The sequence below is a fragment of the Acinetobacter sp. YH16056_T genome (assembly GCF_024605895.1).
GTDB lineage: Bacteria > Pseudomonadota > Gammaproteobacteria > Pseudomonadales > Moraxellaceae > Acinetobacter > Acinetobacter amyesii.
The window spans coordinates 1,276,176-1,289,955 of record NZ_CP094545.1; the positions used below are offsets into that span (position 1 = coordinate 1,276,176).

Annotated in this window: 11 protein-coding genes, 1 tRNA gene and 1 pseudogene; 9 read left to right on the forward strand and 4 right to left on the reverse strand. The window is 39.2% G+C overall.

Features of this window, described 5'->3' with window-relative positions:
- The first annotated feature begins 116 nt into the window (after window positions 1–116).
- Window positions 117–263, forward strand: a complete 147-nt coding sequence (locus tag MST17_RS06475; protein ID WP_180026454.1) for a hypothetical protein — start codon at window positions 117–119, stop codon at window positions 261–263.
- 217 nt (window positions 264–480) lie between these two features.
- Window positions 481–705, forward strand: coding sequence for a 50S ribosomal protein L31 (rpmE, locus tag MST17_RS06480; protein ID WP_078190165.1), 225 nt, complete (start codon window positions 481–483; stop codon window positions 703–705).
- Between the two features lie 82 nt (window positions 706–787).
- Here rpmE and MST17_RS06485 read toward each other — a convergent pair whose 3' ends face one another.
- From MST17_RS06485 to epmB, 3 genes are read right to left on the reverse strand one after another with little or no spacing between them, the layout of a single operon-like run.
- Complete coding sequence (locus MST17_RS06485; protein ID WP_180026453.1) at window positions 788–2,917, reverse strand: EAL domain-containing protein; 2,130 nt, start codon at window positions 2,915–2,917, stop codon at window positions 788–790.
- Window positions 2,899–4,644: a GTPase gene (locus tag MST17_RS06490; RefSeq protein WP_180026452.1), complete on the reverse strand. Its 1,746-nt coding sequence runs from the start codon at window positions 4,642–4,644 to the stop codon at window positions 2,899–2,901. The genes MST17_RS06485 and MST17_RS06490 overlap by 19 nt, the downstream gene beginning before the upstream one ends.
- Window positions 4,645–4,658: 14 nt before the next feature.
- Window positions 4,659–5,675 carry an EF-P beta-lysylation protein EpmB gene (gene epmB / locus MST17_RS06495; protein WP_180010399.1) on the reverse strand — a complete coding sequence of 339 codons (1,017 nt, stop codon included), beginning with the start codon at window positions 5,673–5,675 and terminating at the stop codon, window positions 4,659–4,661.
- A gap of 388 nt (window positions 5,676–6,063) precedes the next feature.
- On the opposite strand from epmB, the gene efp reads away from it, so the two are divergent.
- From efp to MST17_RS06530, 7 genes are all read left to right on the forward strand, one after another.
- On the forward strand, window positions 6,064–6,633 hold the full coding sequence (gene efp, locus MST17_RS06500) for an elongation factor P (RefSeq protein WP_067762759.1): 570 nt from the start codon (window positions 6,064–6,066) through the stop codon (window positions 6,631–6,633).
- Window positions 6,634–6,827: 194 nt separating this feature from the next.
- On the forward strand, window positions 6,828–8,930 hold the full coding sequence (locus tag MST17_RS06505) for a carbon starvation CstA family protein (protein WP_180026451.1): 2,103 nt from the start codon (window positions 6,828–6,830) through the stop codon (window positions 8,928–8,930).
- A 13-nt stretch (window positions 8,931–8,943) separates the two neighbouring features.
- Entirely contained in the window at window positions 8,944–9,246 is a 303-nt protein-coding gene (locus MST17_RS06510; protein WP_180026450.1) for a YbdD/YjiX family protein, read from the forward strand.
- Between the two features lie 229 nt (window positions 9,247–9,475).
- Window positions 9,476–10,432 (forward strand): MoxR family ATPase, encoded by a 957-nt coding sequence (locus MST17_RS06515; RefSeq protein ID WP_180026449.1) that lies wholly within the window; start codon window positions 9,476–9,478, stop codon window positions 10,430–10,432.
- 12 nt (window positions 10,433–10,444) lie between these two features.
- Window positions 10,445–11,350, forward strand: a complete 906-nt coding sequence (locus tag MST17_RS06520; RefSeq protein ID WP_180026448.1) for a DUF58 domain-containing protein — start codon at window positions 10,445–10,447, stop codon at window positions 11,348–11,350.
- A 3-nt stretch (window positions 11,351–11,353) separates the two neighbouring features.
- Window positions 11,354–13,366, forward strand: a complete 2,013-nt coding sequence (locus MST17_RS06525; RefSeq protein WP_180026447.1) for a DUF3488 and transglutaminase-like domain-containing protein — start codon at window positions 11,354–11,356, stop codon at window positions 13,364–13,366.
- Between the two features lie 32 nt (window positions 13,367–13,398).
- Window positions 13,399–13,475, forward strand: a tRNA-Val gene (locus MST17_RS06530).
- Between the two features lie 67 nt (window positions 13,476–13,542).
- Here MST17_RS06530 and MST17_RS06535 read toward each other — a convergent pair.
- Window positions 13,543–13,762: pseudogene (locus MST17_RS06535) on the reverse strand (IS5/IS1182 family transposase); the annotation flags it as partial.
- Between the last annotated feature and the right edge of the window lie 18 nt (window positions 13,763–13,780).

Consider the following 13,780-nt stretch of genomic DNA (forward strand, 5'->3'; position numbering starts at 1 on the left):
TAATTGCTGCAGTTCAGGCTATCCGTTTTAATGGTGTAGAGCCATTAAAGGCAAAAGATGTTGATCTGTCAGTCGATGCACAATTTAAACAGCAGCTTCAAAGTATTTTAGAGGGTATGAGCAGATCATTACAGTCAGTAAATGCTACGACGTTTTGTCCTGCATTTATTGAAAGATTAAACCATTTTGATCAAGCCCAATTTCAGCGTACAGTCGAATTACAATATCAGAAATATTTAGAGCAAGCTCAACCCAAAGAGTAGAGCGATTCAGCCTTGAATATCTATTTATTAACATTAAAAAATCAGCTATAATTTGCCCCAACTTGTTGTGCTTAGCTCTGACGGTATCCGTCTCGGTGGGCCAAAAGAATGGTCTGTTATGGTGTTGGTCTGCTTTTTTAAGCCTTCCTTGTAGCGATACAAGAGTGATCAATTGCGATGACAGCTAAACCTTCTTAAATCTTAGGAGTAATCGACGATGCGCGCCGATATTCACCCAAAATATGAAACTTTAGTTGCTACATGTTCATGCGGTAACGTAATTGAAACTCGTTCAGCTCTTGGTAAAGAAACTATTTATCTAGACGTATGTTCTGCTTGCCACCCATTCTACACTGGTAAACAGAAAAGCGTTGACACTGGCGGTCGTATCGACAAATTCAAACAACGTTTTGCTGGTATGTCACGTTCTATCAAACGTTAATATCCAAAACGAAAAACGGGCTTTATGCCCGTTTTTTTGTGCCGATAAAAAGATAAACCTTAAATCGGTAATGTTCAGAACTTTATTGGTCCTGAACATCGATGAGATGGTCGAGTTTCTTCTGGAAATAATCACCTTGAATAAAACGAGCTTCGACATTCCAAGCATTGGCAAACAGGGTCATGTCATTTAATTCACGTAGCATGATTTCAACAGTTTTGATTTCATGATAAGTGGTAATTTTTTCTTGCAGCTCTTGGCATGACTTATCGTTTGCAAGCATTTTGGTCAAATTTGAATCTAATGTTAAGCAGTGAACATCCATTTGACGTAATAATGATTCACTAAACATCGAATGACCAAAATTACGTAAAGCCAGTTCGGCACCATTTTTACGAAGTTCAACAAATGCTTTTTGAGCGGCATCAATATTGAGCTGAATGTCTTCTTCTGCAAATTGTAAAATCAGTGGATTCTTCAATTTACTACGAATAATCGTAATGAGTTTTGAAATAAACTCAGGGAAGGTGCGGTCGTTATATAGCACTTCCTTGTTCAGGTTAACAATTAATTTAGCTTCAGGGAACTGAGTGATGAAGTTGTGTAGCTGTTTACACGATTCAACCAAGATCCAACGATCCAATTTAATGGATAGCTCTGAGTCTTCAGCCAATTCACGTAGTTGAGCGATATCTTTCCATTTATTTTCAAAAATAAAGCCGCTGGTTACTTCATAAGTATAAAGATGAGAATCTTCTTTATCATACAGTTGTTGATATTTAAGATGAATTTCACCGCGTTCTAAGCAGTTGCGAAGGGCCTTAATAACAGGAGCTTCATCACTAACGACAATCGGCGCAATTTGTGCTTCTGGTGTACCAAAATCCAAACTTGGTATATCAATTTCTAATGGAATAGTTAAATCGATTTCAGGTGCTTGTTGGTTGGTTGGTAGCGCAGTATTAAAGGCTTTCGCAATAAAGGTATCAAAATGTGCTTCATCACGAATATCGCTGTCTAAAACACTGTATCCTATGCGTAAATTTAATGGATAAGTTTCATTGTTTACACTGAGTAATTGAGGTTTGCTCAGGGTGTTAAGACCAATCAACTTAGACTCAAGTTTGAGCTGATTATCCGCTTGGAATAAGGCAACGATTGCACCATTATCTAAACTAAATAATGGAGCATGAGTCTGATCTTTCAAGAAGTCTTTAATATTGGTGAAATAGCTCTTATAAGTATTCCAATCTTTTTGAAAAATCGCATCAGAACAAGAAGCCAATGTAAATAGAACCAATGCATTTACATTAGCAGGTTGCTGGCCAATGGTGCGGTTGAGTTGTTGAAATGCTTTTGGTTTTTGTGGGCTAGCTTCAACTGGAGCGTTGCTTACAGCATTGCTGCTTTGACTGCCAATTTCAATTGCGAGCTGTAAAGCATCTTCTTCAGCCGCGGCAATAAATTCGAGTTTTAGTGGGTTTTGCCCAGCCACTGCGATATTTTGCGAAACAAGATCAAAACGTCCTAAATCGAGCTGTCCTTGGCTGATTTTTTTAAAACGTTGTTTAAAGTCATTGAGGTCAGTAGGTTGTAATAGATCGAGCAGGGGCAGACCAATTACATCATCTTCATTTTTTAGACCAAATAAAGTGAGATATTCAGCATTGGCTTGAATATGAATACCTTCTTGAATTACGGCAACCGCTTTACGACTATCTTCAACTAAAGACTGGGTTTGAATCTGAGCCGTTTCAAGCTCTTCCATTAAATGTTGTTGAGATTGTTGTAGGCGACTAAAAGACAATGCACGAATTAAACCAAAATAGAAACTTTCAGGTTCAGCAATATCGACGATGTCATAAATCCCTTTTTTGACTAAACTTGCATATTGTTCTGCTTGATAGTCTTCGGGTTTAAGTAAAATAATCGGTAAATTCGGTTGGCTCGATAGTTGAACTAAACTTAAAGCTTGTTCATATTTTAAATCATAAGCACGTCCAAAAATGATCAAGTCCCAATTGAGATTCAGCTGTTTTTCGAAATTTTGTAAATCATCAAGTAATATGGCATGAACTTGATGTTCGCTGTCTGTCAATAAATCACGTATCTGGTTAAAACGTATTTGATTATCATCAATAATGAGTAATCGAGTTTCCGTACGTTTTAGTTTTTTGGATAGTAATGGATTTCTCACTTTAATGCTTCCCATAAGTCGTTATTTTTGATCTCATTGCTCTGTTTCGCAATATAGTCTTTAACGACATTTTCTTGCTCTTCATTCAATAATTCATATTCAAAGCGAATAAAGCTTTGTGTCACCAACTGCGCTTTGGTGAGATAGACTTTGATGTCTTCTTTGCCTAAGCGAAGGTGGATCGTTTGTTTCTCTCGGAAGAGATTTGCCCCAGGTAAAATTAAGGTCGTAGACACTTGATCAAGTTGTGTGGTCTGTACCAATAAAGCAGGTTGATGATTTGTTGTATTGCGGTCGGTACGAATATGGGCTGAACATGGATACAAATCTTGAGCCAGTACTTCGAGACCCAATTCCAAACTTTTTTCAGTCGATTGTTTGATCCAACGAACAACACCGCCACGCCATTGGCTTTGAGCATTTTCTTGGATCAAAATAAATTCACCGGTTTTTAAATTAGCAGGGGTAGGGCCAGTCCATTTAATGCGATAACCATTCACACTAATATCTAAAACGTCAGCAGTATGAATCTGTTTTGCTTCACGATCTAGCGCTTTCGCATTAGTCATGCCTGTTGGCATATTTGAATCATGCGAATTGACAAAAGAGGCTTCATTGTGGAATTGATAATTGCCTTCTAAATCTAAAGTTTCGTGGAAGTTTTTACCTTTAGAGAGATAGAAATGCGCCACCATTAAGCTAAAGCAAATATTAATTTGCGCAGAATATTCATAACGCTCATGACGACGTTCAGTGTTGTTGGTCAAAATATTATGAATATGGAAATATAGCGCTGGGGTTAAGAATAACTTTTCATTTTTAGATAGATAATTGGCATTCTTAGTTTGCGTTTCAGTCAAATGATCGAGCAAGTTTTGCGTTGAAATGTACACATTGGCTTGATAAGACCGATCTTGTTTCGAGTTATAAATCGGTGGGTGATCTTTTTTCGTGTCCACAATATAGCGTGAAAGTGTGGTTTCTTTCGGTAAGATTTGAACCAATTTTGCCCAGTCAAAGCTACATAAATACAAACCTTGAATTTCAGCAGGGCGAATCTGATGATTATTGAAAATATCTAACAAGATCAATTGTGCATAAGCTTGGGCAATATTTGCAATTTGATGCTGGGTACCAAGTAATTGATTGACATTACTTTGATAGAAATTGTGTTCAATGGCACATTCAATCAGTTGATGTGCCGCAATCCATTGACCTGCAGTCGGTGTGGCATACAACATATGTTGTTGATACAACAACAGTGTCAGTTGTTGCAACGCATAGTAGATTGATGCAATTCGAGCGGTTTGTAAGCTTTTTTTATGGCCGAATGAAAAAATCGAAAACTTTTGTTGATTAAGCTGCTGATTACATCGTTTGGCAATATCAATATAGATTTTGGCAAAGTGACTGCGTAAAAGCATCGCCAATTCAATGATTTGGTCATTACGATCCGTGGTAATGAGGCTTTGATTGGTAAAGTGTTTTTCTAAGCTTGTGAGCACACTTTCCATAGTCGGATGTAAAATTTGAACCAAATCAAAACGTAACATCTCTTGGCATTTCAGCTCGGAGATTTCAAGTAAGGCATTGAATAAAGCTTTAGATGAGGTACCCAATTGTAAAATTGAAATACCGTTTAACCACTCTTGCAGACCTTTAGCATTGGTCGGACAAAAGCTTAATTTATCCAGCTTTAATTCAGTCGGATTGTAAAACGTATCTGAAGTATGCGTGGTCATCTTTATTATTTAACTCAAAAAGTTGAAGCCCCAAAAAGCGGTGTCTTGTTTTTTTCGCCCGCTATTTCCCGTACAAGTTTAGGAACCAAATAACCAGGTAGGTTCTCTAAAACTTTTTTATAAATTAAATCAATATCCTGAGCTGGTGTATCAAAATGATGAGCACCTTTTACTTTATCCAGAACATGCAAATAATATGGCATTACACCTGCGTCGAATAAGCGGTAACTTAAATCGACCAACACTTCTGCAGAATCATTAACCCCTTTTAATAAGACTGCTTGGTTCAGCACGGTGATTCCTTGTTTGACAAGCTGTTGAAGCTGGCTGCACGTGAAGTCATCTAGCTCTGATGGATGATTTGAGTGTACCACTAGAATAATGCGTAGCCTACTGTTTTTTAAATTAGAAACCAGCTCTTCATCGACACGGTTGGGGATTACGATAGGAACTCGTGAATGAATTCTCAAAAATTTAATTTGTGGCAAAGTCGATAAACGTTCAATCCACACTTGAAGTTTACGATTTGATAGTGTGAGCGGGTCTCCACCACTTAAAATCACTTCATTAATATCGGGTTGTTGTTCAATATATTGTTTAATGTTTGCCCAATCGTCATTTTTAGGCAGGTTTTCTTGGTAGGGAAAATGCCGGCGGAAACAATAACGGCAATGGACCGCGCAGGCACCGGTTAAAGTCAGTAAAAAACGAGACTTGTACTTATGTAATACCCCTGGCTGTTGGTTAGCCTGCTCTTCACCTAAAGGGTCGGTGACAAAACCGGCGTGTTCTTCAAGTTCCAAATGATGCGGTAGGACTTGGAGTAAAAGCGGATCAAGCGGATTACCTTTTTGCATTTTTTCGACAAAAGCGCGCGGCACACGTAGGCGAAACTCATCTGCTGCGAACTGAGCACCAGATAATAACTGATCATGCGAAAGTTCTAATACATCGAGTAATTCTTGAGGATTTGTAATCAAATCACTCAATTGGGTTTGCCAGTTTTGCTCTTGAAATAAATAGTTTATCATGCCGATTGTTTAAAAAATGCAGAAAGGTGAGTAGGGAATATTGCTGAAATTAATGCGTCGAACTTTTAAGTGTAAGCTGAAATAATTCCGATAAAGCTCACAACGGATGAAGCCTACGAAACATTTATTAAGTTTCAGTAAACAGCAATTTTACCTGTTTGTGGGCATTGTATAAACAAAGTTCTTTAATGTCTGAGTGTAAGTTAAGCAGCTTGACCCCTTTAATGGGGATTTTTTCGTTGCGACATGGTGCATTGGTCATTTAGAATACGCAATATCACATTAATGTGCATGTGGCAGCCAATGTTACAGTCAGTACTTGCTAAATGACATGTTACAGCCCATAGCATCTATAGATTAAAGTTAGTAAGTTTGGAGTGAGCCAGTCATGGCCTATTATTCTACGAATGATTTCAAGTCAGGCCTTAAGGTCATGCTTGACGGTAACCCATGTTCAATCATGGAAAACGAATACGTAAAACCAGGTAAAGGCCAAGCTTTTAACCGCGTAAAATTACGTAACCTTAAAACTGGTAAAGTTTTAGAAAAAACTTTCAAATCTGGTGATTCACTAGAAGCTGCTGACATCCAAGAAGTTGAAATGAACTACTTGTATAACGACGGTGAAATGTGGAACTTCATGGATCCAGAATCTTTCGAACAAATCGCTGCTGATAAAGTTGCTATGGGCGACGCGGCTAAATGGTTGAAAGATGACTCAAATGAACTTTGCACAATCATGCTTTGGAACGGTGTTCCTTTAACTGTGAGCGCGCCAAACTTCGTTGTATTAAAAATCGTTGAAACTGATCCAGGTGTACGTGGTGATACTTCAGGCGGTGGCGGTAAACCGGCTAAGCTTGAAACTGGTGCAGTTGTACGTGTTCCATTATTCGTACAGCAAGAAGAAAGCGTTCGTGTAGACACTCGTACTGGTGACTATTTAGAACGTGCATAATGGTTTAAAAATAGACTATTATCGAAAGGGATGAAGTGATTCATCCCTTTTTTTATACCTATTGGTTTAAATTTTTATGCCAAAGTATTAGATGAAAAAACCTATAACAGGAGTAGAGTTTCAAGGGAAGAAACAGCAGTACCTCGAACAAGAAAAATCAAGCTGATTTATTTCAACATTTATGAGGGATTGAGATGGAAACCATTCAACCGAAGTCAGGAATGGCTTCAAAGATTATCTGGCTGTTTGTAGCCATTCTAGGTGCCGTTTCATTCGGCATACTAGCACTCAGTCGAGGCGAGCATGTCAATGCAGTTTGGCTGATCCTTGCAGCAATCTGTGTGTATAGCATTGCATATCGTTTTTATAGTTTATTTATTGCCAATAAAGTCTTTGAACTGAATGAGCGACGTTTAACGCCTGCCCATCGCTTAGCTGACGGCTTGGATTATGTACCGACCAATAAAAGCGTTCTATTTGGTCACCACTTTGCTGCGATTGCAGGTGCAGGCCCATTAGTCGGACCGATCCTTGCTGCGCAAATGGGTTATTTGCCGGGAACAATTTGGCTCTTGGTGGGTGTTGTTCTTGCCGGTGCGGTTCAAGACTTTTTAGTCTTGTTCATCTCAACGCGTCGTGATGGTCGTTCACTCGGTGAAATGGCAAAACAAGAACTAGGTTCTTTTGCCGGAATCATCGTGATGCTTGGTGCACTTGGCGTGATGATCATCATTCTTGCGGTACTTGCTTTGGTTGTTGTAAAAGCGTTGACCAACAGTCCGTGGGGTGTTTTCAGTATCGCGGCCACTGTACCGATTGCGATTTTCATGGGTATCTACATGCGATTTATCCGTCCGGGTAAAATTGCAGAAGTGTCAATCATTGGTTTTGTACTGATGATGGCAGGGATTATTTATGGTGGTGACATTGCACAGCATCCGTACTGGGGGCCATTCTTTACACTTTCAGGTACTGAACTGACTTGGTGGCTGATCGGTTATGGTTTCGTAGCATCTGTGTTACCCGTATGGTTACTGCTTGCACCACGTGATTACCTATCGACCTTCTTGAAAATTGGTGTTATTGCAGGTTTAGCAATCGGGATTATGTTTGCTTTACCTGAAATGAAAATGCCAGCGGTGACGCATTTTATTGATGGTACAGGTCCTGTATTTGCAGGCTCAATGTTCCCATTCTTGTTTATTACCATTGCCTGTGGTGCAATTTCAGGTTTCCATGCGCTCGTTTCTTCAGGAACGACACCGAAGCTTGTGAATAATGAAAAAGATATTCGCATGATCGGTTATGGCGGCATGTTGATGGAGTCTTTTGTTGCGATTATGGCTTTGGTCTGTGCAACGATTCTTGAGCCTGGTGTGTATTTTGCGATTAATGCGCCAGCAGCGGTAATTGGTACAACGGTTGAGTCCGCTGCAGAAGCAGTTCGTACATTAGGCTTCGTGGTGACACCTGAAGCATTGACCTTACTTGCACAAGAAGTGGGTGAAAATTCGATTCTGTCTCGTACAGGTGGTGCACCAACATTTGCGATTGGTATGGCGCATATCATTACGGAAATTTTTAATAACCGTTCAATGATGGCGTTCTGGTATCACTTTGCGATTTTATTCGAAGCACTTTTCATTTTAACGGCAGTTGATGCGGGTACACGTGCATGTCGTTTCATGGTGCAAGATACTGTGGGTATCGTGATTCCTGCGGTTAAAAACTCACATAACTTCTTCGGAAATCTGTTAGGTACAGCGGTGGCTGTTGCAGGTTGGGGCTTCTTCGTTTACCAAGGTGTGGTGGATCCACTCGGCGGTATTAATAGCTTATGGCCGCTATTTGGTATTGGTAACCAAATTCTTGCTGCGATGGCATTGATCTTGGGTACAGTGATTTTATTCAAGATGAAAAAACAAAAGTATGTTTGGGTGACAATTATCCCAACATTATTCTTGTTTATTACTTCAATGACCGCTGGTTGGCAGAAGATTTTCCACGAAAATCCAAAAATTGGTTTCTTGGCTCAAGCAGATCGTTTTAATGCAGCCATTGCGAAAAATGAATTGTTGGCACCTGCGAAAACCATGGCTGAAATGCATACGGTTGCATTGTCGAATCAAATCAATGCCGGTCTTTGTGCATTCTTTATGATCGTGGCATTTGTGATGTTATTTGCAGCGATTGGTGTGGTGCGTCGTGCCTTGGCAAATCCAAATCCATCGGTGAATGAAGCAGAAGCGATTTACCGTGACCCAGCTGAAATTAATCCGTCAAATTCAGCACATTAATAGGGGAATATGAATGAACCTGAAGTTTACAAAAAGTGGAAAAACGGTGATTTATAAAATCATTAAAATGACCATTATGTCGCAGAAGGATTTAATTCTGAACCCGAAAAATTGGTCACGTATTGCGAAGTTGTGGCAACGTTTACAGCAAAGCTTCCGCCTGATGGTGGGTGTGCCAGATTACCAAAACTATTTGGAACATATGGCAAAACATCATCCTGATTTGGAAGCGATGGATGCAAAAACATTTTATCGTCACTGTGTAGATGCACGTTATCCATCAGCTGGTGGTGACATGAAGAAGTGTCCTTGCTAATGCAGTGACTCGAGCTAAAAATCTAAGAAAAAAGCGTTCTTCGGGACGCTTTTTTTATTGCTGATTTGTGAGCAGTCGAAGCGAAAACAACCCTTTTGTATACTCAATAAATATCAAGCGTATGTATTAAAAGTAATGAACTGGGTATAGCTTGGAGATAAACACTGTATTTTTAAATAAAACACTGTATTTTAGTCATTCATTTAACTTTTTTATTGGGGAATAAAAGGTGTTTTGGGGATCAGAGAAAAGCCAACAAAATAATACATCAACGCTTTTAAGTGAACAGAGCCTTGCCCCTTTTTACCCGAAAATAAATACATTCCTCGAACAAATTAACCAAATTATTTTGGATAAAAATCAGCAAACCAAATTGGCTTTAGCTTGTCTATTGGCAGGCGGGCATGTGCTATTTGAAGACTTACCTGGTTTAGGAAAAACGACATTATCTAGCGCCTTGTCACATTTGGCGGGATTAAAGTTTCAACGGATTCAATTTACCAATGACATGCTGGCCAGTGATGTGATTGGAGTAAATATGTTTAATCAAAAAGAACATCATTTTGAGTTTAAATCTGGGCCGATATTTACCCAAATATTATTGGCAGATGAAATCAACCGTTGTAGTCCAAAGACCCAAAGTGCCTTATTGGAAGCGATGGAAGAGGGCTACGTGACGGTTGATGGTGTGCGTTATGCTTTGCCTCAACCGTTTTGGGTGATTGCGACACAAAACCCCTTATTTCAAAGCGGTACGTATGCGCTACCTGAGTCCCAGTTGGACCGTTTTTTAATGCGCTTGTCTTTAGGTTATCCATCGCGTCAGGCAGAGAAATTATTGCTTCAACAAACTTCACGCCATGATCTGATTGCGGCATTAGCACATATCTTTAATGAATCAGAAATTTTACAACTACAAGGCTTTGTCGAGCAGATACATCTGAGTGATCGTTTGATGGATTACATTTTGGATCTTGCTGCTGAAACACGTAAAGGGAGACATGGTCTTTCTACGCGTGGTGTTTTAGCCTTAAAGAAAGCTGCGCAAGCCTATGCGCTGATTGAGCAGCGAAATTATGTGAATCCTGACGATGTACAAGCGGTGTTTACAGCTGTGGTATCTCATCGAATTGGATTGTCAGATCTTGAAGCCTCTAAGCTTTTAGAACAAGTTTCAATTCAATAAAGGAGTTAAACCTTGGCTTCGATGTGGCAGCAATGGATTGAACGTCGATTTAAAATCGATCAGCACAAGCAGCTGACTCAAAAAGATGTCTTGATCTTTATCTATCAGCAAGGCTACTTGTATTTGGTGTTAATTTTCATCACCTTTATTGCAGGTGTGAATTATGCCAATAACTTGATTTTAGGCTTTTGCTTTTTAATTAGCGCCGTATTGTGTATTAGTTTCTATATTACTTTTAAACAGCTTCATGCGTTGCAGATTCAAATAAATGTTGTTGATATCCCGCAAGCTGGGGAATTACTTTCGGTCGAAATTTATTTTAAACAAGAGGTTGAACAGGCGCGATATTTGTGGATTAAAACAGAAAATCAGCTACATAAATTACTGTTCAATACGCAACAGCAATGCTTTCAATTAAATTTTACAACCAGCCAACGCGGTGTTTTTCAGATTCCGCCAATACACATTTATAGTGTTTATCCTTTTGGTTTAGTTCGGGCCTGGACGTATTTGTATGCACAACACCCCGCGTGGGTTGCGCCACAAGCCAGTTTGCATTCCGTGGAAAATAAGCAACAACAGCAAAATTTTGAACCTGATCTTGATGAATTTCGCGAATTACGGAGTTTTCAGACGGGGGATTCACTTCATGCGGTGTCATGGAAACAAGCAGCACGAGGACAAGGCTTATATGTGAAAGTCTTTGAACAATATGAAGATCTAAAGAAATTGGAGATTCATTATCACCATATGCCAGCTCAAAGTCATGAAGAAAAACTTAGCCTCATGATGGGTTTGGTCGAGCAGGCTGAGCAAAATCACGATCACTATGCACTGTATTTACCTAATGCTGAGTTAGCATCAGGTACTGGAACACTGCATTATTCCGAAGCAAAACGGTTATTGGCGCAGGCTTAAGAGATGATTGAAAATACCATACGCCGCTCAATATTACTCACTTTAGCATTGGTGCTCATTGCACAAATGCTTTATATCCCTGTGGCGACATCATTGGTATTTTTAGTTATTTGGCTTATTTTATTACTCAATACCCGCGCCAGTAAAAAACCATTTTCTAAAATTTTAACCTATGTGCTGACATTGACAGCATTATTTAGCATTTATATAAGCCATAAAACCTTTATTGGTGTTGATGCAGGGGTTGCAGTACTCAGTACATTTTTATTTGCTAAATCTTTAGAAACAAAAACACGTCGTGATGCAATTATTTTATTTAACTTTGCGATGTTTGTGATTGCCAGTAGTTTTTTGTTTAGCCAGTCTTTTGCCATGGCATTGGTTATTTTATTGGCGTTGTTAAGCTGTTTTATTGGATTATACCGTTTACAGACCGTTGGTTTTAGCCAAAACTCAGTCGGTGAAGTACAAGCGATTAAACAAGATATTGGGCATGTGGGAAAATTTATTGCCTTAGCTGTTCCATTTTTTATTTTACTGTTTCTCTTTTTTCCACGCCTACCACCGCTATGGCACATTCCTATTCCTGAAAATAAAGCCACAACAGGGATCAGTGACAGCATGTCTCCGGGCGATATTGCTGAGTTATCACAGTCGAGTAGTTTGGCTTTTCGTATAATCGGAGATATTCAAGCCTTGCCACCACGTACAGAGCTGTATTGGCGAGCGATGGCATTAGATGAATATGATGGTTCTAAATGGACCAGTCATTTTTTTAACCAGAATGTTATACAGCTGAATCCAGCCGAGTTAAAAACCAAGCAGGCGTTGAATTATCAATATTTGGCTGCCGACCCAACTGTGATGTGGATTATGTCGTTGGAGCAATCCGTACCCAACGAAACACGTTTTGCTTTAGGTCAAGATGGTCGAATTACACCCTACCGATTAACAGCACATACAGAGCCGATTCAACTGAAATGGTTAGGAAGTGCAGAGCCGCCACAAATAAAAAATGTAGCTTTACTTGAAAAATTAAATATTCGCTATGTTGAAAACTTGGATGTTCAATCACAGCAATTGGCCCAAACTTTATGGCAGCAAAGTCATCAAAATCCTGAGCGTTATATTGCAGAAGTTTTGCAATGGTATAAACAAAATAGCTTTGCATATACCTTAAACCCAGGCGTATTGGGGCAAAATCGGATAGATGATTTCTTATTTGGATCAAGACAAGGCTTTTGCGAACATTTCGCTTCGAGCTTTGCAATGTTGATGCGCTATGTTGGCGTACCGTCGCGTATTGTCGTGGGATATCAAGGTGGTCAATTAGCACCAGATGGAAAAAGTTGGGAGGTTCGTCAGCTCGATGCACATGCGTGGACAGAGGTTTATGTCAATCAACATTGGCGTCGAATTGATCCTACAGCCATGATCGCACCTCAGCGTATCGATGGTGGGATGCAGGATTATATGGAACAAGATCGGACAATTTTTGGGAGACAGCAGTCGACTTGGGCCTATCAACAATTTTCGATGTTGAAAAAAGTCCGTGTATGGAGTGATTATGCGAGTTACCAATGGCAGAGTAAAGTAGTGGGTTACAATGCAGAATCACAGCAACAATGGTTTAAAAAGCTCGGTACAAATTCTGCTTATGCAGGTGTTTTAATTCTTATTTTGAGTATTGGTGGCATTGTAGCATTATATTTTATATGGATTTTGTGGAAAAAAAGAAAAAGCCTAAGCTCTCTTGAAAGAGAAATTGCCAAGTTTGCTAAGAATTTACCCTTGAGCCAGCAAAAAGTGGCTTCTGAAAGTTTTCGGCATTGGTTACAACGTTTGGCTGAAAATGTACCTGAACAGGAAAGGGCGGCATTTGAACAAGTTATTACGTTATTTGAGCAGGAAATTTATGTAGGTACCGCGCTAAGTTCTCATGATATTCAATATTTTAAGGCTTTGCTTAAAACTTGTACGCAAAGTTTAAAAAAGTCAGAAAAGGGCTTGTCATAAAAAATAAAAATGAATATGATTCTACGCATTCTAGGTTTATAGCTCAGTTGGTTAGAGCGCTACGTTGACATCGTAGAGGTCACCAGTTCGAATCTGGTTAAACCTACCAAATTCAAAAAGCAGAATCAAAATGATTCTGCTTTTTTTTATCTGAAATTATTAGGGTCTGTTGACATTTACTGTTCATAATTAACCCTATAAAGGTAGCCATAAAAATATACAGGCTAAAGCAACAGAACTTTGATAATTCCTTTTGAGCTTGTCATATCGAGTAGCTATTCCTCTAAATTGCTTTAATCTACAAAACATATTTTCAACTAAATGCCTGATTTTATATAAATACCAGTCCATATGGTCATTGTTCGATTGGCTATTCGTTTTCCTTGGTATATTCGCTACTTCTTTGGCTCATAT

What these genes read in the sequence shown, in the direction of transcription:
- MST17_RS06475 (WP_180026454.1), top strand. Translation starts at nt 117, where the DNA reads ATGAGCAGATCATTACAGTCAGTAAATGCTACGACGTTTTGTCCTGCA.
- rpmE (WP_078190165.1), top strand. Translation starts at nt 481, where the DNA reads ATGCGCGCCGATATTCACCCAAAATATGAAACTTTAGTTGCTACATGT.
- MST17_RS06485 (WP_180026453.1), bottom strand. Translation starts at nt 2,917, where the DNA reads ATGGGAAGCATTAAAGTGAGAAATCCATTACTATCCAAAAAACTAAAA.
- MST17_RS06490 (WP_180026452.1), bottom strand. Translation starts at nt 4,644, where the DNA reads ATGACCACGCATACTTCAGATACGTTTTACAATCCGACTGAATTAAAG.
- epmB (WP_180010399.1), bottom strand. Translation starts at nt 5,675, where the DNA reads ATGATAAACTATTTATTTCAAGAGCAAAACTGGCAAACCCAATTGAGT.
- efp (WP_067762759.1), top strand. Translation starts at nt 6,064, where the DNA reads ATGGCCTATTATTCTACGAATGATTTCAAGTCAGGCCTTAAGGTCATG.
- MST17_RS06505 (WP_180026451.1), top strand. Translation starts at nt 6,828, where the DNA reads ATGGAAACCATTCAACCGAAGTCAGGAATGGCTTCAAAGATTATCTGG.
- MST17_RS06510 (WP_180026450.1), top strand. Translation starts at nt 8,944, where the DNA reads ATGAACCTGAAGTTTACAAAAAGTGGAAAAACGGTGATTTATAAAATC.
- MST17_RS06525 (WP_180026447.1), top strand. Translation starts at nt 11,354, where the DNA reads ATGATTGAAAATACCATACGCCGCTCAATATTACTCACTTTAGCATTG.